Annotated in this window: 21 protein-coding genes, 3 tRNA genes and 1 pseudogene; 7 read left to right on the top strand and 18 right to left on the bottom strand. The window is 34.6% G+C overall.

What is annotated here, in order from left to right; all coding sequences use genetic code 11:
• Positions 1–8: 8 nt before the first annotated feature.
• From AAHF52_RS04890 to AAHF52_RS04875, 4 genes are all read right to left on the bottom strand, one after another.
• Positions 9–81: transfer RNA gene (locus AAHF52_RS04890), tRNA-Val, on the bottom strand.
• A gap of 64 nt (positions 82–145) precedes the next feature.
• A complete protein-coding gene (locus AAHF52_RS04885) occupies positions 146–1,012 on the bottom strand; it encodes a tetratricopeptide repeat protein (RefSeq protein ID WP_012481956.1) in 867 nt (288 codons plus the stop codon).
• Positions 1,013–1,080: 68 nt separating this feature from the next.
• Complete coding sequence (locus AAHF52_RS04880) at positions 1,081–1,479, bottom strand: DUF1284 domain-containing protein (protein ID WP_342068388.1); 399 nt, start codon at positions 1,477–1,479, stop codon at positions 1,081–1,083.
• On the bottom strand, positions 1,476–2,003 hold the full coding sequence (locus AAHF52_RS04875; RefSeq protein ID WP_214303151.1) for a biotin transporter BioY: 528 nt from the start codon (positions 2,001–2,003) through the stop codon (positions 1,476–1,478). Before AAHF52_RS04875 ends, AAHF52_RS04880 begins: the two co-directional genes overlap by 4 nt.
• 96 nt (positions 2,004–2,099) lie before the next feature.
• On the opposite strand from AAHF52_RS04875, the gene AAHF52_RS04870 reads away from it, so the two are divergent.
• Positions 2,100–2,672, top strand: coding sequence for a nitroreductase family protein (locus tag AAHF52_RS04870; protein WP_052264977.1), 573 nt, complete (start codon positions 2,100–2,102; stop codon positions 2,670–2,672).
• Here the strand turns inward: AAHF52_RS04870 and AAHF52_RS04865 are convergent.
• Positions 2,648–3,793 (bottom strand): glycoside hydrolase family 5 protein, encoded by a 1,146-nt coding sequence (locus AAHF52_RS04865; protein ID WP_230609270.1) that lies wholly within the window; start codon positions 3,791–3,793, stop codon positions 2,648–2,650. The genes AAHF52_RS04870 and AAHF52_RS04865 overlap by 25 nt on opposite strands.
• A gap of 72 nt (positions 3,794–3,865) precedes the next feature.
• On the opposite strand from AAHF52_RS04865, the gene dapF reads away from it, so the two are divergent.
• On the top strand, positions 3,866–4,660 hold the full coding sequence (gene dapF, locus AAHF52_RS04860; protein ID WP_012481958.1) for a diaminopimelate epimerase: 795 nt from the start codon (positions 3,866–3,868) through the stop codon (positions 4,658–4,660).
• A gap of 6 nt (positions 4,661–4,666) precedes the next feature.
• On the opposite strand, the gene sucD is transcribed toward dapF, so the two are convergent.
• From sucD to hemF, 9 genes are all read right to left on the bottom strand, one after another.
• Positions 4,667–5,548, bottom strand: a complete 882-nt coding sequence (gene sucD, locus AAHF52_RS04855) for a succinate--CoA ligase subunit alpha (protein WP_007302348.1) — start codon at positions 5,546–5,548, stop codon at positions 4,667–4,669.
• 3 nt (positions 5,549–5,551) lie between these two features.
• The gene (gene sucC, locus AAHF52_RS04850) at positions 5,552–6,712 is read right to left on the bottom strand and encodes an ADP-forming succinate--CoA ligase subunit beta (RefSeq protein WP_007302349.1); all 1,161 of its coding nucleotides are present in this window, start codon (positions 6,710–6,712) and stop codon (positions 5,552–5,554) included.
• A 30-nt stretch (positions 6,713–6,742) separates the two neighbouring features.
• Positions 6,743–6,943, bottom strand: coding sequence for a 30S ribosomal protein S21 (gene rpsU, locus AAHF52_RS04845; protein WP_007302350.1), 201 nt, complete (start codon positions 6,941–6,943; stop codon positions 6,743–6,745).
• 198 nt (positions 6,944–7,141) lie between these two features.
• A tRNA-Pro gene (locus AAHF52_RS04840) sits at positions 7,142–7,215 on the bottom strand.
• Positions 7,216–7,337: 122 nt separating this feature from the next.
• Entirely contained in the window at positions 7,338–8,033 is a 696-nt protein-coding gene (locus AAHF52_RS04835; protein WP_007302351.1) for a 16S rRNA (uracil(1498)-N(3))-methyltransferase, read from the bottom strand.
• 32 nt (positions 8,034–8,065) lie between these two features.
• Positions 8,066–8,137: transfer RNA gene (locus tag AAHF52_RS04830), tRNA-Glu, on the bottom strand.
• Between the two features lie 60 nt (positions 8,138–8,197).
• Complete coding sequence (locus AAHF52_RS04825; protein WP_007302352.1) at positions 8,198–9,028, bottom strand: hypothetical protein; 831 nt, start codon at positions 9,026–9,028, stop codon at positions 8,198–8,200.
• Positions 9,029–9,031: 3 nt separating this feature from the next.
• Complete coding sequence (locus AAHF52_RS04820; protein ID WP_007302353.1) at positions 9,032–9,187, bottom strand: hypothetical protein; 156 nt, start codon at positions 9,185–9,187, stop codon at positions 9,032–9,034.
• A 234-nt stretch (positions 9,188–9,421) separates the two neighbouring features.
• Complete coding sequence (hemF, locus tag AAHF52_RS04815) at positions 9,422–10,246, bottom strand: oxygen-dependent coproporphyrinogen oxidase (protein ID WP_052264973.1); 825 nt, start codon at positions 10,244–10,246, stop codon at positions 9,422–9,424.
• A gap of 159 nt (positions 10,247–10,405) precedes the next feature.
• Between hemF and AAHF52_RS04810 the strand changes: the two genes are divergently transcribed.
• The 3 genes from AAHF52_RS04810 (at position 10,406) to AAHF52_RS04800 (ending at position 14,678) form a co-directional block, all read left to right on the top strand.
• Positions 10,406–12,886: a response regulator gene (locus tag AAHF52_RS04810; protein ID WP_007302355.1), complete on the top strand. Its 2,481-nt coding sequence runs from the start codon at positions 10,406–10,408 to the stop codon at positions 12,884–12,886.
• 86 nt (positions 12,887–12,972) lie between these two features.
• Positions 12,973–13,815 carry a ParA family protein gene (locus tag AAHF52_RS04805; RefSeq protein WP_006014513.1) on the top strand — a complete coding sequence of 281 codons (843 nt, stop codon included), beginning with the start codon at positions 12,973–12,975 and terminating at the stop codon, positions 13,813–13,815.
• Complete coding sequence (locus AAHF52_RS04800; protein ID WP_213863753.1) at positions 13,812–14,678, top strand: ParB/RepB/Spo0J family partition protein; 867 nt, start codon at positions 13,812–13,814, stop codon at positions 14,676–14,678. Before AAHF52_RS04805 ends, AAHF52_RS04800 begins: the two co-directional genes overlap by 4 nt.
• Positions 14,679–14,762: 84 nt before the next feature.
• On the opposite strand, the gene ispD is transcribed toward AAHF52_RS04800, so the two are convergent.
• The 4 genes and pseudogenes from ispD to AAHF52_RS04780 all read right to left on the bottom strand — a co-directional run bounded on the left by ispD (position 14,763) and on the right by AAHF52_RS04780 (position 18,692).
• Complete coding sequence (gene ispD, locus AAHF52_RS04795) at positions 14,763–15,968, bottom strand: 2-C-methyl-D-erythritol 4-phosphate cytidylyltransferase (RefSeq protein ID WP_264376683.1); 1,206 nt, start codon at positions 15,966–15,968, stop codon at positions 14,763–14,765.
• A 252-nt stretch (positions 15,969–16,220) separates the two neighbouring features.
• Positions 16,221–16,349 (bottom strand): annotated as a pseudogene (locus AAHF52_RS04790) (transposase); the annotation flags it as partial.
• Entirely contained in the window at positions 16,346–17,893 is a 1,548-nt protein-coding gene (gene ltrA / locus AAHF52_RS04785) for a group II intron reverse transcriptase/maturase (RefSeq protein ID WP_019236826.1), read from the bottom strand. The gene ltrA and the pseudogene AAHF52_RS04790, both read right to left, overlap by 4 nt.
• Before the next feature lie 652 nt (positions 17,894–18,545).
• Positions 18,546–18,692 (bottom strand): hypothetical protein, encoded by a 147-nt coding sequence (locus tag AAHF52_RS04780; RefSeq protein WP_264376682.1) that lies wholly within the window; start codon positions 18,690–18,692, stop codon positions 18,546–18,548.
• Between AAHF52_RS04780 and AAHF52_RS04775 the strand changes: the two genes are divergently transcribed.
• Positions 18,691–19,257, top strand: a complete 567-nt coding sequence (locus tag AAHF52_RS04775; protein ID WP_264376681.1) for an alpha/beta hydrolase — start codon at positions 18,691–18,693, stop codon at positions 19,255–19,257. The genes AAHF52_RS04780 and AAHF52_RS04775 overlap by 2 nt on opposite strands.
• 49 nt (positions 19,258–19,306) lie before the next feature.
• Complete coding sequence (locus AAHF52_RS04770; protein WP_264686181.1) at positions 19,307–20,380, top strand: AI-2E family transporter; 1,074 nt, start codon at positions 19,307–19,309, stop codon at positions 20,378–20,380.
• The last annotated feature ends 360 nt before the right edge of the window (positions 20,381–20,740 follow it).

Here is a 20,740-nt window from a genome sequence, read left to right as displayed (position 1 = left end):
TAGGCTAATGGGCAATGACAGACTTGAACTGCCGACCTCCTCGGTGTAAACGAGATGCTCTACCAGCTGAGCTAATTGCCCCTCTAGATATAATTCTATAGTTCAATGTTGTTGTTGTAAACAAAAATAGCGATACAAGCAACTCTTATGGAATCGCTGAGTGCGCACTATGGAGTTGTATAAATTTTAGCCTTGCTGCTACCTTGTATAAAGGTATTCTTTCACTTGCATTTTTTGACATGTTCAACAACTTTGAATAACATGCTGTGGCATTTTTAAAATCTGAGAGCTTATCTAGAATAACAGCTAAATTATAGGTATAAAAAATATTGTTTTGATCTAAAGAAATTGCTGCTTTCATATATTCTTTAGCTTTTATGTAATCCCCTTTTTTCATATAGATCAAACCTAAATTTGCTGATAAAGGGGCGCTATTTCTGAGTGTATCATACAATTTCAACATTTCACTCAATGCTAAATTAGGATCATATTGTGAAATTATCGTCAGAAAATTCTTTAATACATAAGGGTTGCTAGGATATTCTTTTAACAGTCTTGTGTAAATCTCTACAGCTTTTTTAAATTCTTTGTTAGCGTAATAGATATTCCCTAGTCCAATTAAAGCACTTTCATGATAAGGAAATTTTGCGATAATCTGATTGAGGAGAGAAGTAGCTGTTTCACTATCTCCTAACTCAAAGGAATCTTTTGCTTTTTTTAAAATAGAGTATATGTCAAAATTCTTGCCAGAATTCTGCGAAATTTTGATATTAAATTTGTCACTTTTTCTCTCGATAACATCAAGATCTTTATATTTTTTATCAGCTTTTATATGCTTGACAACACTATCAAAGACCTTCTGTATCTCCAAATTTTCACTAGCATAAGTAACAGAAGACCTCCATAAAATCACAACGCAAATTAACATGCAGACAAACATAGATCCTAGTGTTGTGGCATTGGCTGCAGCGCGTAACCAGTAAATCTTATTTCTTTGAACTATACGCAACACATTACAAATTCATAAATGCTAAATTACTTATCTAATATAATAATAAAGATATTATTAATTGGCAGATACTATCTAGAATGAGTTAAAAGAGCACTTCTACACATTCCATATGGTTGCCAATTACACTCCTCACATGCGTAGTCAAATTTCTCTAAAGACATTTTCTTTCTAATTCTTTTTACTGCTTTACTCCAGGTCAAAATCTCGCCAATTTTTATTCCTAAAATTTCCATATGCCTTCTATCTAGCTCTAAAACTTTAGCTTGTGTGGTACATTTACCTTGTTTAGTCTGGTTTGGGCAAACACTACAAATAGTGTCAAGATTATCAACTACTTCGATTTTAGTATTAGGATCACTAATTACTTTACTTGCTATCTTTTTGTAATTTTCTACAAAGCTCTGAGAATATCCATACCCTTGAAATGCAAGAGTGCACATAAAATGATGAGGACGAAACCTTATCACTTTTTCAAATACTGCAAAGCTGCTACAAGTAGAAAAATTTTTACCAAACCAGGAAGGATGAATGGTAAAACACCTACCATTATTGCTTGTTTCAGACCCACGTAAATAGTAAGCCAACTAATACCACAAATAAAGATTACGACTGTACCCGCCAGACAACTTAAAGAATTACACATAAATGATTTATATTTAGAGTTCAGTAATTCATTTACTTTGTTCATTACCATAACAGCAGCTAAACAGCCAATTAAATATCCACCTGTTGGTCCAAGAAAAATGTGATAACCACTAGAAAAATTCGCAAAAACAGGAAATCCTGCTGCACCAAGTGATAGATATGTAAGCACAGAATAGAATGCTGTTCTGCGGTTAAATTTAAGCCCAACAAGCATTAATCCTAAAGTTTGCAATGTGATAGGCACAGGCTGCAATGGTATGCTTATTTGAGCCATCAAGAATAAAAGTAAAACACAAGACAATATTTCAGCCAGTGTTGACCTACTGCTTGATTGTGTTATAAACATATCTTCCCAATAAAAATAACTTACTAAATGTAATATATGTGTATAAGAGGTTTTGCAATTTAAATTTTGCTTATATTGCGCTACAATGAATTATTTATGCACTATTTAAAAATGATGAGTAAACAAGATCTATTATCGTTGATGAAAGAAAGACACAGCGGACGTTCATACGATCCTACAAGAGCAATATTTCAGAAAGAAATGGATATTTTAATAGAAGCTGTAAGGCTAACACCCTCGTGTTTTGGTGATGAACCTTGGCGATATGTGATATGCAACAAACAGAACAATCAAAGCGCATGGAAAAAATTGCTCGGTTGCCTTGATGAATCTAATCAAAAGTGGGCAAAAGATGCACAAATACTAATTATATCTCTAAGCGCTAAGAACTTCCGTAAACAAGGTAAAGGAGAAAATCTTTGGGCTAAACATGATACTGGTGCAGCAAATTATGCACTTATGCTGCAGGCTGCAGCTATGAACTTAATGGCTCATCAAATGGGTGGATTTGATAGAGATAAAATAGTTAAGAGATTCAATATACCTGATGATTTTAATGTAATGTCAGTGATAGCAGTTGGTTACGAAAAAGAGGGTGCTGAAGTCAAAGAAAAACAAAGAAGATCAATAAAAGAAATATTCTTTTATGACGAATGGCCAGCGAGCTGACTTGACCATTCTTCTCTTAATATCTTAAAAATTGAATTATTTGGCAAATAATTTTTTTTCATCCTACCCTCTTCAATTGCTTGCCAGTCTTTCCATGAAAGCTTCTCGTTTCCAAGTTCATAGTCCATACCATCCCATATATCTTCTCGAAAGCCATAAACAGCAAAATGCCAATTATATTCATTAAAAATAGAAGTAAGATCTCGAAAATAGTGCTCTAATCCTTTTGAGCAGCGGTGCCCGCCAAACTCTCCAGCAAGGATCTTATAATCTGGTATATTATACCTCTTTTGGAAAATTTTTACAGGTTCTATATATGATTTTAACTTATCTTTATTCCAATACTCTACTTTTTTTGCATCAAAAGATTGAACATGTCCAGGGTAGGCGAAGTTACCTTGGTTTAATTTTAAGTTTGTATAAGCAAAGGGCTCATATATATGAAATGAATAAAGAACATTTTTATCACTAACTGGTTCAAATTTGTTAAAAGTATTAGAGTCAGCATAACTGCTGCTATCAAGTATTATTGGGGTCTCTGAGTCAACTTGGCGGATACTGTTTACCACGCTGCTATAAAAGCCAAATAGATTCTTCTGAACTTTGCTTTGTTCTACTTTATAAATAGCCGAGTCTGCAGTATTATAAAGCCTTTCTGGATGTGGTTCATTTAAGATATTATATCCAACAATAGCAGGATGATCTTTAAGCTCTTTCGCAAGATCTTGCCAAAATTTTGCTGCTTGTTTTTGAAAAGCTTGATCTGACCATAAACGTAAATCATCTTTATCGTTATTATTTTGCTTCCATCTAGATCCAGGTAAGCTAAGCATCGTTAACACTACTGGTATTTTTTGTTGATGAAAAGCATCTAAAACATCTTTCAGAACTTTCAGGTCTTTGGAAATCAGGCCCGGATAATTGTCTGCATTGCCTAAGAGGAAGTCACGTTGCGTAGTTTCAAATTTGTCAGGAGCAAGACGAATAAAACCAATTTTGTATTCCTTTGCTGCTTTGATTAAGTCACTATCAACTTTTCTATTGAAAACATTTGCTCCCTTTCTGACTCCAGTTTGCCAAAAGAGCATTTTGCTGTTCTCCGGTATTGACTTAGCACTCACATTACAGAAAACTATAGAATACAAAACAGCTGTAATTAGAAGAAAAATTTTCACTTATATAATTTTGCTATAATGGTAAGTAACCTAACAGACAAGATCCCGTTTGTAAAGATGCATGGTACTGGCAATAGTTTTGTTATCATAGACTCACGTTCAGCAAATAATTTAGACTGGAATTATAGACAAATTGCTGATCAAGGCAGTTGTGATCAAGTGATAATTATAACAATGTCTAATGCTGCAAACTGCTTTATGCATATCTACAATGCTGACGGTAGTCGAGCTGAAATGTGTGGAAACGCAGCACGCTGTGTTGGATATTTGATAATGTTAGAAAAAGGTACTGAATATATCACTATTGAGCTGATAAATAATCGTATCTTAGAATGTTTTAAAGTAGGTGATAAATCAATAAAGGTCAATATGGGTAAACCACTGCTTAAATGGAATGAAATTCCTCTTTCTTGTGAATGCGATCCCCTTTATCTACCTATAGAGCTTGAAATGCTGAAAGAGCCAGTTGCAGTAAATATTGGTAACCCTCATATAGTTTTTTTTGTTGATAACATAAGCGAAATACCATTGCAGAATTTAGGACCAAAGCTAGAAAATCACGAATTATTTCCTCAGAAAACAAATGTTAGTATTGCACAAATAGAAAAATCTGGAGAAATAAACTTAAGAGTTTGGGAAAGAGGAACAGGTATTACTGCTTCATGTGGTAGTGCGGCTTGTGCAGCATTTGTTGCATCTATACTTCGTAAGTGTTTGGCTACTAAACAAACTTCAGTACATTTACCAGGAGGTCATTTACTGATTGAGTGGTCAAAAAATATACTGATGACTGGGGATATAGGGTTTTTATGACCTAGGCTAGGCACTGACACTCATTACTTCTAACACCTTTTTACCAATCACAGCAGGGGTTTCTGCAATCGCAATCCCAGCACTGCGCATAACCTCTAACTTTGCACCAGCACTTCCACCGCTGGAAGAGATGATTGCTCCAGCGTGTCCCATACGTCTTCCTGGAGGTGCCGTTTGGCCTGCTACAAAACCAACGATTGGCTTTTTAGTTTTTTCTGTTTTCACAAAATGTGATACATCTTCTTCTTCGTTTCCACCTATTTCACCAATAACTACAATACCATGAGTATCGTCATCTTTTAAAAAGAGCTCCATACAGTCAACAAATGTCATACCATGAACTGGATCCCCCCCAATTCCGATACACGTGGATTGACCAAGACCAACAGCAGTTGTTTGTGCTACCGCTTCATAAGTTAAAGTTCCAGAGCGAGACATAATTCCTATATGTCCACGTTTGTGAATATGTCCTGGCATAATTCCTATTTTGCATTCTTCAGGTGTAATAACCCCTGGACAGTTTGGGCCAATCAATCGACTGTTTGAACCAGCGAGAGCATGCTTTACCTTTACCATGTCAAGTATAGGAATGCCCTCTGTAATACAAATTATCAATTCTATTTTTGCATCTATTGCTTCAAGTATTGCAGCAGCAGCAAATTTAGCAGGTACATATATAACTGTAGCATTTGCACAGGTTTTTTCTTTGGCTTCTGCTACAGTATTAAAAACCGGTAAATTAAGGTGAGTGCTACCACCCTTTCCAGGAGTTACACCTCCCACCATTTTCGTTCCGTAATCAATTGCTTGCTCTGAATGAAATGTGCCTTGTGCACCAGTAAAACCCTGGCATATTAATCTTGTATCTTTGTTTACTAAAACGGACATGCTTTATTTTACCTCTTTTACTATCTTTTGCGCAGCATCACCCAGTTCATCTGCAGCAATAATATTTAATCCTGACTCTTCTAAGATTTTTTTTCCTTCTTCAAAATTAGTACCTGATAATCTAACCACTAGAGGAACTTTAATGCTCATTTCTTTTGCAGCCGCAACAATTCCACTTGCGATAATATCGCAACGCATTATACCACCAAATATGTTAACCAGAATTCCTTTTACGTTGCTATCAGACAATATGATTTTAAATGCTTCAGTTACAGTTTCTTTACTCGCTCCACCACCAACATCCAAAAAGTTAGCAGGCTCTGCTCCATAGTACTTTATTATATCCATTGTTGCCATAGCAAGACCTGCACCGTTCACCATGCAACCAATATTGCCATCCATTTTGATGTAACTAAGTCCATGTTTTGAAGCTTCTATCTCTTCTTTAACTTCTTCATCATAATCACGAAGCTGCACGATTTCTGGATGACGATATAAAGCGTTGTCATCAAAATTAATTTTAGCATCAAGTGCAACAAAATCCCCAGAATTTGTTTCAACTAGTGGGTTAATTTCTATTTGGCTTGCATCAGTTGTAATAAACGCATCATATATATTTTTTGCAATATTTGTTATTCTTTCTATTTGTTCTGAATTCAAATTAAAATTATTGGCAAGTTTACTGTTATCAAGATTTGTAAAACCAGTAGCAGGGTCAATATCAAATTTCACAATTTTTGTAGGAGAATTTTTTGCTACCTCTTCAATATCCATACCACCTTCTGAGGAAAATATAAATACTAACCTACTGAGCTTTGGATCAACTACTAGACTCAAATAGTACTCTTTTTTAATGCTTGAACCTTCCTCAATGTATATTCTTCTTACCTGCTGTCCACTAGGCCCTGTTTGATGAGTAACTAAAGTTATGCCGAGCATGTTCTTTACAAACTGTTGAGCTTCTTCAACTGACTTTGCTAGCTTTACACCACCAGCCTTACCCCTACCACCTGCATGAATCTGAGCTTTAACCACAAACACGTCAGATTTTAGTTGATTTATTTGAGTTTCTACTCCTTCTGCAGATGTAGCAACAAAACCCTTTGGTACCGGGACATTAAACTTGTGTAAAATTTCCTTTGCTTGATATTCATGAATATTCATAAGATAACTAATTATTAACCTTAGTAAAAACTACCAACCATAACGCTGTCTTCTGCATTCTTGCTGATACCTCTTTTTCCTTGCTTCAGCTTTTTTTTTAGCTGTTTTCTCTGATTTCTTTTCGTGATATTTTTTTTTCATTTTGAGCCCTCTTCCTTCCTTTTGAATTATTTTTCTCAACACTGGAAGAGCTCTATCTACATCACCATAATGGACTGATACTTCAATCAAACTCTATACCTCCTTCGGTAATCACTTCAAAATCCATTTATAAATTAGAAAATTAACATTGTCAATTATTTTATAAACTTGAGCGATAGAATATGATATGCAGTGATTTATATGAAAAAAGCTTCATTCTGCTGTCAATCATTTACTTGCTGATAAAAATTGCTCTTAGGTTACAGTGCTCTTGTAATTTTTCTAATCTCGGGGCGGAGAGATTTGAACTCCCGACCCTTTGGTCCCAAACCAAATGCGCTACCAGGCTGCGCTACGCCCCGACTTCTTTACTAAGAGTATCGATAGTTCGGAAAAATGCAAGTTTCATTTATTTCTTTTAGGAAAAATATAATGCAGATTTCTTTATATAGAGTGTCAAGTTGCACTAGCCATATTAAAAAATCTAGCTATACCAATTGGTGAAGGTTAATGCAGCAACTACAGCAGTATCAACTCTCAAAATTCTTTTTCCTAGACTCAGTTTCTGACAAAATTTATTGGCAGAATCAAGTTCGCAAGATGAAAAACCACCTTCGGGGCCAACAATAATAGCAACGTTTTTCTTGCCTTTTAGAACTTTATTAGGAGGTTGTCCTTCACCTGTTTCATCACACAAAACAAAATTTTTATTCTGGGAATCGGATAATTCACAAAAATTAATAGGAAGAAAAATCTGTGGTATACTTGTCCTACCGGATTGTTCCGCAGCTTCAATTGCCTGTAATTTCGCTCTACTTAGGTTAATGTTTTTTACTACTGTACGTTCTGTTGAAATAAATTGAATGCAGGTTACTCCCATTTCAGTTGCTTGTCTTACTATGTTGCTTAAGGCGCCGCTTTTTACCAGAGCACAATACAAATATAGATTTTTTTCATGTTGTTGTTGTTTAGTGCGTTCTTTTATTATAATTTTTGTCGATTTACTTGATATATTCACTACTTCTCCTAACCATTCTCCATCCTTTCCATTAAAAAGATAGATGTTATCATGCTTCTTAAGCCGCATTACATTGTAAATATAGTGACTTTGTCGTGGATGAAGCGCCAAACTTACATTTTGTGATAAAGCTTCTTCAACATAAAGCCTAATTTTTTTCATTCAAAACTTTAGTTATTTGCATTCTGTTTGAGTGACTCTTACGGGATTTGAACCCGTGTTACCACCGTGAAAGGGTGGTGTCCTAACCACTAGACGAAAGAGTCGACTTGAATCTAACTGAGTTATATCGATTATACATATAAAGTCAATTCAATTATTTTGAATCACACAGTTAGAGTAGTGATTTTATATCGACAGCCTCCTATTACCCCATGTTCAATGCTTACTGAACCTATCTCAGATTTAGGAGCTTTAGATCCTAATTCTAATTTTTGTTCAACTTTTGTATCTGAATCATAGCCAGAATCGTATCCAGAATCTCTACGCTCAAAATTTTGCCTTATTTCTTTTACGTTAAAGCCAGCCTTGGTCTTGATTTGCTGACTCGCTGGCTTATTAGCACTTTGCTCATTTAGTTTTACTTGCAAATTATTCACTTTATCCTTCACTAATCCATGATAAGTCCCAGAATTATCTTTTATATGTTTTGCTTGTCTTTCTGATCTCTTTTTCGATAAATCTACTTTAGCATAAATAGGCTCTGGTTGCTCTTTATGATTTAAGCTAGTGGGCTTTTTTTGCTCTGAGAAATCATCTACATCTTCATAAATAGGTTCTCCTGATATACTAGAATAACCACTATCTTTCAATGATAAATTTTCAGTAGATCTTTTATGCAAATCATATACTTCAGCATAAATGGATTCTTCCGATACGCTCAACTCTTCTAATGAGTTACTAACCTTAGCGTCATATACCTCATCATAAATGGGCTCTTTTAAAAGTAAAATATCATCATGCTCAAAAATCCTAGGAGGTTTTTTAGGTGAGTTGGCCTTAAATTTTATCTCTACTTCCTCTTTAAGCTTGTCACAACTTTCCGTTTGTTTCAAAATCTCCAATATTTCTTTTCTTTCTTTTTTTATTAGCTCACCAAGCACTAAACAACATTTTTCTTTATGATCTTTGAGACTGTCCTTATCTCCGTACTGCATAGCTTATGATGCTATTTTGTATTGAAGGATTACATTTCCTATACTATTATTTATCTCATTAATATTTGCTCCAGCACTAATAAGTAACGTCATTACATTATGATCAAGATTTGTTACTGCATACTCTAAAGCTCGATTTAAAGTTTGATCATTATTCAAGTCAAATGACCCCTTGTTCCTAAAAGGATTAATTCTAGAAAAGAGTTTTTCAAAGCTGTTTACTATATTATGAAGACTTAAAGCTAGCCTCACGCCTCTTATATTGCTATTTCTAGCGGATTTAATTAAAAAACTATCTACTTATACCCATGATTGTACCCCTCTATACAAAAGCTCACCATATGTGGTACAATCTTAAACTATAACGATTTATTTTATATTAATAATCGCTTTTCACACCCACTTAACAAGAGGAGGCATCGACATCATAATTGCATCGGGGTTACCATTAGTCATTAAACCAAACCTTGTACCACGATCATAAAGAAGATTGAACTCCACATATCTGCCACGTTTTATCAATTGTTCTTCTCGTTGTTCTTTTGTCCAAGATTTTTGCATATGTTTGTGTATGATGTGTAAGTAAATTTCTAAAAAGGCTTCACCTACTGCTTTTGTGAACTCAAAATCGTTTTTCCAGTTGCCAGAAGTTAGATTGTCATAAAAAATTCCACCAATACCACGTGGCTCTTTTCTATGTTGTAAAAAAAAGTAATCATCACATTGCTTTTTAAATTTCGGATAATATTCGATGTTGAACTCATCGCAAGTTGCTTTAATTGATTCGTGAATATACTTGCAATCTCCCTCATCCTTATAAATTGGAGTAAAGTCCATTCCTCCACCAAACCATTGTTTTGAGGTATATATCAATCTTGTGTTCATATGTGCTGCAGGGATAAGGGGAGATTGCATGTGAGACACTAAAGATATACCGCTTGCCCAAAACTCTCCATTGCTTTCACTTGCACCAGGAATTTCATTAATGGCTGAGTCTTCGAGCTTTCCGTATACTCTTGAAACGTTTACTCCAACTTTTTCAAAAATATTACCAAAGATAATTGTAGATTCACCACTTCCTCCACCTGGTCGGTTCCACTTTCTTTTTTCGATTTTTGGTTGTGTGAATGACTGTACCTCAATTGATAAGAAAGATTCGGTGATCTTGTTTCTCAGTGCGCAGAACCATTCAAATGCTTGTGTCTTTTGTTTTTCCATAATGCCTTCTGTTGGCTTATTAATATTATTGTACTCTATATTTACAGGACTTAATTAGATTGGGATAGTAACTACTCATCAAGGATGTTAATAAATCTATAATAATTAAATCAATATAGTAGAATATTTTTATATGTGCAAGGATGCCAAGCAATAATAATGAGTAAAAGATACATAGATAACAAAAAAGAGAACAGAGTTGACTTCATACTAAGAAATTATGGGATGTCAATTATTGTGATGGCAGTCATTATGTTCTTACCTCCAATAGCAATATCAGTACTCTATTTTTCTAATGTATATAGTCAGCATGTTAATATAGAGATTAATTTATTAATTAGCATTCTAATGACTCTCTTTGTGGTATATAATATAAAACGTTACAAGTATCTACTTAATATCATAGAGTTTCAAAATGCAATATTTGCAAATGCGCTGAATCATAATACAGAGTTTTGTCTCATTTTACATAAAGATGAGGGTATTATTTATGCTGATGCGAGGTTCTACGAAAGGTTCAAAGATCACATAAACGATGATGTTACGCTAGATAAAATTCTTGAAGCAGGAGATGTGTCAGAAAAAGACAGAAAATCACTCTATCATGCGTTAAGAAATAACACTTCTGTAAAAGTATGCATTTCCTTAAGCAAGAAGAGTAGAATATCTAACTTTCTTTTGCTCTCTGAACCAATACCGGATAATCCACAAATTGCTATAAATAGTAATAAGACTTTAAATTTATCATTAGCCCCAATAGCAAGACCGAATGGGTATTTTGTACTGAAGGCAACACAGGTAAACAAAGAGCAGGTATATGAAGAGTTGATAGAGAAACACAATATAGCAACTTACGTTGCAAATACAAAAGGAGGTATCTTATCTGTAAATAAAAGATTTTTAGACATGTTTGAACTAAAAAAATTGGAAAAAGGTAGCTCAATCAATGATTTTATATCTCAATCTAAGTATGACGATACAATAACCAAAAATGAAATTATGTTTTTTACTATAAGCGGTGCTCCATTTAAGGCTTATATGAGTACTGCTATATTTTGTGATAAATACAATCATAGCTATATACACGGCTTTATAACACCAACTGAATCAAATATTGTTGATTATCAACTACACCCTTGTTTTACAAATTCGTCAATTGCTATTGCACAATGCGATATAAATGGCAATTTTATAAAGAAAAATATAGCATTAGTAAAACTTGCGGGGTCAAGTAATGATTCTATCTTTGCATTGATATCAGATGGTTATCATATGAAAGTGCGTGAATATTTTTCAAGTAATAGGATAAATAATGCGTCCTTTGATGTGCAGCTCAATGGCGGTAATAACATGAAAATATATTTTAATAAGTTTCTTCATAATAAAGTGATGTTCATACTTTGTTATTTTATTGATAATACTGAACGTAAAAAACTAGAGATAAAACTTGAGCATTATCAAAAGGTGCAAGCTATAGGGCAATTAGCAGGTGGTATTGCACATGATTTCAATAATATATTAACCGGAATAATAGGATTTTGTGATTTGCTTTTACTCCAGCACTCAGCTAGCGATCCATCTTTTGGAGATATAATACAGATACAGCAAAATGCAAAACGTGGGTCAAATTTAGTAAGACAACTGCTTGCTTTTTCAAGAAGACAGACTTTGCAGCCAAAGATTATTAATGTAAATGGTACGATAGCTAATCTTTATGAAATGATCAAAAGATTAATAGGTGAAAATATAAAATTTAATATTTATTATGGTAGCGATTTGGGTGCTGTTAGGGCTGACCAAGGACAATTAGAGCAAGTTATGCTTAACTTAGCAGTTAATGCTGGTGCTGCTATGGAAAAGGGGGGAGAGTTAACTATACGAACCTTTAATCAAAAGGTTGATTCATTAAATTCTACACCTCAGGATATGTTTTCTCCAGATAAGGAAACGATTGAACATGGGAATTATGTTGTGATTGAAGTGATTGATACTGGATGTGGAATGACGAGTGATATAATTGAAAAGGCATTTGATCCATTTTTTTCTACCAAAGATATTACTTCTGGTACAGGTCTTGGCCTCTCTACTGTATATGGCATTATTAAACAAACCGAAGGATACATCTATGTTGCTAGCAAAGTGAATCATGGAACTAAATTTAGCATATTTTTGCCCATAGTTTACATATCGGATGAAAATGATAAAGAGGAAGATAGTAAAGAAATAGAGAAACCGGTAGAGATTAAAGGTAATGGTATAATTTTATTAATTGAAGATGAAGATTCAGTAAGGGAATTTACTGCTAAGGCTCTTACAAGAAAAGGATTTAATGTAATAGAAGCGAGTATAGGCAGCGAGGCACTAGAGATCATTAGAAAAAAAAATCAACACATAGATCTAATAATCACTGATGTAATCATGCCAGAGGTGAGTGGTCCAGAAATAGTTAAAGAAACATTGATACATAGGCCAAACATCAAAGTTATTTTTATTTCTGGGTATACAGAGGATGCTTTTTTAAAGAGCGATGAAATCAATATAGAAGACTTCCATTTTTTACCCAAACCATTTACTCTGAATGAGTTAGGAAATAAGGTTCAAAGTGTGTTACACAAGACAAAAAAAGGCAGTTTACTTTGAGCATGATTGGCAACAAAAAAATTTTTCTAATGCAAAAATTTCTTGCATATATACAATAGAGTTATTTTATACATAAGATAAAAGGCGTGAGCAAGATCATTGCAATAGTAAATCAAAAGGGTGGAGTTGGTAAAACTACAACTAGTATAAATTTATCAACAGCCTTTGCTGCTGTGGGAAAAAGTACTTTACTGGTAGATCTTGACCCTCAAGGAAATGCTAGTACAGGACTTGGGATTTCTTATCGTAGCAGGGAAGAAAAAAATATATATAAAATACTGCTGAGCAGCGAAAGTGAATTGGTGGAATCGGCAATTTTCAATATAAAGGAAATTCCAAATCTATCGCTGATTTCATCAGTGGTTGACTTATCAGCTGCAGAAATTGAGCTATCACAACTTGAGCAGGGAAAATTCGTACTAAAAGATACGCTAGAGAAAGTACGTAATAATTATGAGTACATAATTATCGATTGTCCTCCATCACTTGGTCTGCTTACTATCAATGCTCTGACCGCTGCTGACTCGATTATTGTTCCTCTTCAGTGTGAATTTTTCGCTCTGGAAGGATTGAGCCATTTAGTTAAGACTGTAGAGCTGATAAAAAGAAATAACCTAAACCCTTTCCTGTTAATAGAAGGAATATTGCTCACAATGTATGACAGACGCAACAAACTTAGTGAGCAGATTAAAAATGATATTTGCCAATATTTAAATGATAAAGTATATAAAACTATTATCCCCTTGTATGAGACCATTATTCCACGTAATGTACGGTTATCAGAAGCGCCTTCTCATGGAAAACCTGCTATTGTATATGATCTTAAGTGTCCTGGTGCACAAGCATATATAAGTTTGGCAAAAGAAATTTTAAAGAAACACATGAGCATCTGTAAAGAGAAAAAGCTGATAAGTGAGGGTGCAGCGTGAAGGACAATAGGCGCTTAGGTAGAGGTCTTGCTGGCCTCATAGGCGATAATTATGGTAATAAAGAAGATCGGTTACCTATTTCATTACTACACCCGAGCAAATTTCAGCCGAGAAAATATTTTGATGAGGAGTCATTAAAAGAACTTGCAGGTTCGATAGAGAAAAATGGTATAATACAACCTGTTGTGGTGCGCAAAGATCCAAGTAATGAAGGTTATGAAATAGTAGCAGGGGAACGTCGTTGGCGAGCAAGTAAGGTCATAAATCTTGATAGTGTGCCGGTTATCATAAAAGATTTAAATGACAAGGAATGCTTAGAAGTATCGATAATTGAAAACATACAGAGGCAAGATATTAATCCAATAGAAGAAGGTGAGGCGTACAGAAAACTAATAGATGAATTCTCCTATACACACGAAGAATTAGCCTTAACTTTAGGTAAAAGCCGCAGTCACATAACCAATATGATACGAATGCTGTCACTCCCTAATGGAGTAAAAACAATGATCAACGAGAAAAAATTGTCTATGGGTCATGCAAGAGCATTGATTAATGTTGAAAATGCGGAAAGTATTGCAGAAAGAATAGTTTCTCAGGGCCTGAGCGTTAGGCGAACTGAAAAATTGATAAAAGACTTACAACAAAATAACGACCGAAAAGAGCATAAGTGTACTAAAAATCAAGATATGGCAGTATTAGAAGGAGCTATATCTTCTCAGCTTGGTTTAAAGATCAAAATTAATGACAGTAATTCTAAGGGTAAAGTCATGATACGTTATAACAACTCAAATGAATTGGATTTTATATTGAAAATTTTGAATAGAAGACTTGAATCAGCTATTAATGTCGAAAGTAGCTCATAGAAATTTCTTGACAAACCTTCCCACTTTCCTTGCAATGGAAGTGAAATGGTGGAGTTTGTCAAGTAAGTTATTTCGTTTCTACCTTCAATAAAAATTTGCACGCAATAGCACAGAAGCATACGTTGCTATTCCCTCATTTCTTCCAATAGAACCTAATTTTTCCGCTGTGGTTGCTTTGATATTTACGAATTCACCATTAATTTCTAATATTTTTGATATGAATTCCTTCATTCCTGCTTTGTAAGGCGATATTTTAGGCTCTTCACAAACTATAGTAATATCTAAATTAGACACGCTATATCCTTTTTCCTGTGCTTTTTTAGCAGCAAAGTCAAGAAAATGAGATGAATTGCAATCCTTCCATTTAGAGGAATTAGGAGGAAAATGTTCTCCTATATCGCCACATCCTAGTGCTCCGAGTATTGCATCAACGATTGCATGTATTGCAACATCACCATCGGAATGTGCCTCTATTGCCATATTATGCTCAATTTCCACACCGCAAATTTTTATAAAGCTCTTAGCATCATTTTGAATTTTAACAAATTTATGTATATCATAACCGGTTCCGACACGGAATTTTGGCTCTCCAAAGAGAAGTTTTGCCATATTGATATCCTCTTTTGTAGTTAACTTAAAATTCTTTTTCTCACCTTCAATAATCGCAACATGTTTTTTATGCTCTACCATTAGTGATGAATCATCAGTAAATTCTTTGACTGATTGATGGCACGATAATAATTCTCTGAAATTAAAAATTTGAGGAGTTTGCATGGCTCTAAGTTTTTCTCTTGAAATCGTAGATTCAATGAAATTATTACTCACCAACGATATAGTATCCTCGACTTCTATTGCTGGAACTACTCCTGTATATTGACCATTAATCATAGATTCAATCAAGTTGTTTATTAGAATATTTGATACAAAAGGCCTACAAGCGTCATGTATAATAACAAAATCTGGATTGATCTTTTGCAAACTCTCCAGTCCAAGTTTAACTGAACTCTGCCTGCTTTTTCCTCCACATACTGGACTCAGCAATTTAGTATCTATAGTTGATGACGTAACTTCTTTATAGAAATCTTTTTGACTTTCATTCACTACCACTCTTATGTAACTTATGTACTGATTAGCTAAGAATTTCCTAATTGTGTGAAATAAAACAGACTTACCTGCCAATTTTATATACTGTTTAGGGATTTTGGCATTGCATCTACTGCCTACTCCTGCTGCAACTATTAATGCTGCTATCTTGTATTCCTCAAGTCTGTTAGTGTACATGCTTACCATTTTCGGTGTTAATACAAGTTATCTAGCATTTTAAAAAAGTTGATCCAATTCTCAAAAAAGAATATTCTTTTACTAGGTGTAATATATGCTAGAGGAAAATAATACACGTTGCTAAGTATAATAAAGAAAATGAGATACATCTTATATTTTTTCATGGAATAGGTGATAATTATAAGAATGCGGCCAGGTATATACAAGATAGATCTACATATCTCCATAGGTCTAATTTTCACACTCATGCACATAAATACCCAATTGGTCAGGTAAGGAAGCAGTATTACTACTACCCCCTCCCTTAGAAACGCAGCATGCAGGTTTCCCCACACTACGCTTGAGCCCCTTATCTAAGTTCTTCTTTTCTAGAACCGGCTTGTCCTTCATGATTCCTCAGGAAACATCATTCTTAATGGTGACACCAACAGTAGAGAACCTTCTCTTGAAAAGGAGCTTGCTAACATTCTTGTTCGTTTCACTCTCTCATCAAAATACTTTTTCCATTTTAAGTCAAGGGGATTTGCATCCGCTCTGATTTTAACATGTCGTCTGATAGGTATATCAATCAGCTTAAGCAGTCTTAAATACCGTATCTCTTTTGGTTTGTTCTTGCATATGGGTGCAGCAAAAACCCATTGGCGTTGACCCATTACTTTGAAGTAACGATTCTTTATCCAACGTAATCCTTTACGAGGATGTCTTTTCTTTGCCCATTTCCATAAACTATGCCAAATTTCATTGTCGATCTTTCTAAACGCTTTTTTAGCACACACATGGTGATAGTAATTTCCCCATCCTCTCAGTAGAGAGTTGAGTGACTTAATTACTATAGCCTGAGTGTTCGCTATATTTGCTTTTATCAATGTACGTGCTTTATTAAGAAGTCTTTTAATACTTTCTTTCGAAGGTTTAATAATTAACTTCTTATTATATCTACGTACATTACAACCAAGAAAGTCAAACCCTGTTGTAATAGATGTAATCTTTGTCTTCTCTTCTGACAGAATTAAACCTCGCTCATGAAGAAAAGATGATACTAAAGGCTTAACTTCCTTTTCCAGTACTTCATGTGTGAAACCTGAAATAATAAAGTCGTCTGCGTACCTGATTACATTCACTCCACTTCTGATTTTTCCTCTTCTTTTGCTACCTAATTTACCAAAGCGACTTTCTAATAACTGTTCAAGACCATCTAAGGTAAAGTTAGCTAGTATTGGAGAAATTATACTTCCTTGCGGAGTGCCAGCAGTTGTGGGATACAGAGTTTTCGATTCTAGGAAACCAGCTTTTAACCATCTATGAAGAATTTTCTTTTCCATAGGAATATGCTTCATAAGCCATTCATGGTTAATGTTGTCAAAGCACCCTTTGATATCACCTTCTAGTATCCATTGTGGTCGATTGCGTCTTGCCAGTAATAAGTGACAAGCAGCAATAGCATCCGCGCAGGATCTTTTAGGTCTAAAGCCATAGGAGTGACGATCACTGATCGTTTCAGCTATCGGTTCCAGAGCAAACAGATATAATGCTTGCATCGCTCTATCTTTTATCGTGGGTATACCGAGAGGCCTTCTTTTGCCATTAGATTTACTGATATAAATTCGTTTGAGCGGAGAAGGTTTATATCCTCTTTGTTTTAACAGCTTTATTCCTTGAAATTTAGCATTGCAAGTTGACCATAGTTGACGATCTACACCTGCTGTGGTTTTTCCTTGGTTTTCAGTTACTCTCTTAACAGCCAAAGCTTTTCCGCTAAAAGAGCGTGTGAGAAGATGTTGTAAAGCTTTTACCTTACCCCATCTTCCTTCTTGGACAGCCTTAACAATACGTCTTTGTAGCCTCACAATAACTTTCTGGCATTTCTTCCATGGCAATTGCTTCCATGCTTCAAAGCTTTCGGTAGATGCACTTACAGGTTTACTTGTAATCATCTGCTTTCCTACCTTAAGTGGTTAACAAAGTTTCTTGTCACGAGGGACCAAATGGAAGTCTGCTCGTTTTCACGCGAATTAATGTTACAAATTCTATCCATTTCGTTACAAAATGGCATTCGCTTTCTCCATTCTCCTTTACCTGCACTTCCATCAGCATTCCTTGCGGTTTGCTTGCCATGTAGGCGAAAATACAGGCTTACCCTGTTTCTCCAGTCATACAACAGTGGGTTAGGTGGCTTCTCTATACCGGTGGAGTTATTATTTGCGTACATCTAGAAATGAAAAATGTAACTTATCCACATTACCTTTTGGTCAGAGCTTATCAGCATCTTTAGCTCTTTCATCGTATCGGTACTTATAAAGCTTCACTTACGTTCACCATACCACTAGCCTAGCCCTCCAACCACATGATGCTTGCAGTTTATGCCCCTCTCACGATTGAGCATCTTCTTTTTCAAGAGGAGGTTCATTGTCCGCATCGCTTGGCACCAACCGGTTGCCCGATTCGCACTGATGCGTAGACTCAGACGGCAAAACATCTGGTTTAATAAGTTTTAGAATCCTTTCAGTTTCTTTCTGAATGAATTCCTCTCCTTTTAAACAATATGACCGAAGACTTTCAGGTCGCACCATTTCAAAACTATATAACTTACGCAATAGCTAGTTTCTTATTTTTAGGAATATCCATATTATCACCCACTCTGATATTATTTACCAACCCAATGACGTCTAGGACAGCGAATTCAGCAATATTAGCAGCTTTGATTTGCACTTTTTTGTCTATATCAATACTCATGATTCCATTTATAAATAAGAATAAAAGCTTATCTCAGTCTTCGATAAAAAAAATCAATGAATTAATGGACAAGGGTGTAAAACCTGAAAACATCATACTTTTCGGCCATTCCTTTGGAGGAGCAGTTGCATCAGAAGTATTAAAATATTTTACAGACAAAAATATTAAACTTGGAGGCGTTATTTTTACTAGCACTTTCAGCTCTTTTCATAATGCAATAAAGCATTTTCCAATTCCTCAAGCAAAAATTTTAAGTGTACTGCCCTCATGCTTATTGAAAAAGATGCTTAAGGTCCTAAATTTAGATTTTGATATAGTAAGCAATATACAAAAGCTACAAAATGATAATATACCAATAGTAGTCATTAATCATGAAAGAGACACCTTAATACCATATCCTGCACAATTGGCAAAGGCAGTAGATGATCTATTGTTAAATAGAAATTCGATTAAGATCGTTAATCTGAGAGGCTTTACAGATAACCCGCATAACGGAGTTTTATCTAGTTGGCAATTGAGTGAAAATTTGGCTGATCTCATGCCTAATAAAATAATGAATAGATAGTACTTACAAAAAACTTTATATTTTTCGGTAAATTAACTATTCTAAACACATGCAAAAACGTCATATAACTATTTGTTGTGTACTGCTTTTCATAATAGGGGCATTATTTTTGATGCGTCCTATGATTGTTCCGTGTCTAATATCTGTTTTTGTTGCACATCTATTTAACCCGCTAGTAACCAAGTTTGAAAAATATAGAATACCACGTTCATGTTCTGTAGTTTTTATAATACTTACCTTATTGATAGCTTTTATATTAGTTATCACATTTGTTTTACCTATTATATATTTTCAAATTACTTTAATATTAAATTTCTTAGTGAATAAGATACCTTCATTAAAGCTTAAAGTGATTCCTTCTGTGCTAGAATTTCTTAATATAAAAACTGAAGATAGTTTATTTGATCACTTGTCTAAAAATCTAGTAGAAAATTACAGTGATTATATATCTTATTTTATAAATGCTCTTAGCATGGGCAGTAATCTTATAATTCAAGTGCTAAATTCAAGCTTTAATTTGATTTACATGGTATCATTAATAGCTATTACGCTTGTGGTGTTTTTTTATGTATTACGTGATTGGCCTGCAATTGTAGAAAAGGCTAATAAACTAATTCCCATTCTTTACAGAGAAAAAGCTGCAGGTTATTTTTCTAAAGTAGATTTCATTATATCTAATTACCTAAAGGGACAGTTAAACGTATGTATAGTCATGATGATCTTTTACTCCGTGGGCCTTAGCATAATTGGGCTGAAGCATTCTGTAGCTATTGGAATTTTATCAGGAACATTAACATTTATACCCTATATAGGGCCATTATTATACACTATTATCGGATTTTTGAGCGCCATTACTCAATTTAGTGGATGGTTTGAAAGTACTGCTGTCTTGCTATTATTTAGTGTTGGTCAATTAATAGACTCAAGCATATTAGTGCCTTTATTAATAGGAAAAAAAGTTCATATACATCCAACTATCATTATTTTAGGAGTTGTCATATGCACCTCATATTTTGGGTTTATAGGTATATTATTTTTTATTCCAATAATAGCAATGTTCAGTGTATTAGTAGAATATGCAGTCAATAAATATTTTGAAAGTGAGCTTTATAAAAATGGCTAATTAGTTCACGATAAAAAAAGGATCTCTGATACATTTGAGAGATGGTGCGACCTGAAAGTCTTCGGTCATATTGTTTAAAAGGAGAGGAATTCATTCAGAAAGAAACTGAAAGGATTCTAAAACTTATTAAACCAGATGTTTTGCCGTCTGAGTCTACGCATCAGTGCGAATCGGGCAACCGGTTGGTGCCAAGCGATGCGGACAATGAACCTCCTCTTGAAAAAGAAGATGCTCAATCGTGAGAGGGGCATAAACTGCAAGCATCATGTGGTTGGAGGGCTAGGCTAGTGGTATGGTGAACGTAAGTGAAGCTTTATAAGTACCGATACGATGAAAGAGCTAAAGATGCTGATAAGCTCT

The sequence above is a fragment of the Wolbachia endosymbiont (group B) of Melanargia galathea genome (assembly GCF_964030625.1).
Taxonomy (GTDB): Bacteria; Pseudomonadota; Alphaproteobacteria; order Rickettsiales; family Anaplasmataceae; genus Wolbachia.
The sequence above is the reverse complement of the archived record's forward strand: the minus strand, read 5'-3'. Positions and strand labels throughout refer to the sequence as shown.

Coding starts and splice junctions, on each gene's coding strand:
- AAHF52_RS04875 (WP_214303151.1), bottom strand. CDS start 2,003: ATGTTTATAACACAATCAAGCAGTAGGTCAACACTGGCTGAAATATTG.
- AAHF52_RS04870 (WP_052264977.1), top strand. CDS start 2,100: ATGCACTATTTAAAAATGATGAGTAAACAAGATCTATTATCGTTGATG.
- dapF (WP_012481958.1), top strand. CDS start 3,866: ATGGTAAGTAACCTAACAGACAAGATCCCGTTTGTAAAGATGCATGGT.
- sucD (WP_007302348.1), bottom strand. CDS start 5,548: ATGTCCGTTTTAGTAAACAAAGATACAAGATTAATATGCCAGGGTTTT.
- sucC (WP_007302349.1), bottom strand. CDS start 6,712: ATGAATATTCATGAATATCAAGCAAAGGAAATTTTACACAAGTTTAAT.
- AAHF52_RS04835 (WP_007302351.1), bottom strand. CDS start 8,033: ATGAAAAAAATTAGGCTTTATGTTGAAGAAGCTTTATCACAAAATGTA.
- AAHF52_RS04825 (WP_007302352.1), bottom strand. CDS start 9,028: ATGCAGTACGGAGATAAGGACAGTCTCAAAGATCATAAAGAAAAATGT.
- hemF (WP_052264973.1), bottom strand. CDS start 10,246: ATGGAAAAACAAAAGACACAAGCATTTGAATGGTTCTGCGCACTGAGA.
- AAHF52_RS04810 (WP_007302355.1), top strand. CDS start 10,406: ATGAGTAAAAGATACATAGATAACAAAAAAGAGAACAGAGTTGACTTC.
- ispD (WP_264376683.1), bottom strand. CDS start 15,968: ATGGTAAGCATGTACACTAACAGACTTGAGGAATACAAGATAGCAGCA.
- ltrA (WP_019236826.1), bottom strand. CDS start 17,893: ATGATTACAAGTAAACCTGTAAGTGCATCTACCGAAAGCTTTGAAGCA.
- AAHF52_RS04775 (WP_264376681.1), top strand. CDS start 18,691: ATGATTCCATTTATAAATAAGAATAAAAGCTTATCTCAGTCTTCGATA.
- AAHF52_RS04780 (WP_264376682.1), bottom strand. CDS start 18,692: ATGAGTATTGATATAGACAAAAAAGTGCAAATCAAAGCTGCTAATATT.
- AAHF52_RS04770 (WP_264686181.1), top strand. CDS start 19,307: ATGCAAAAACGTCATATAACTATTTGTTGTGTACTGCTTTTCATAATA.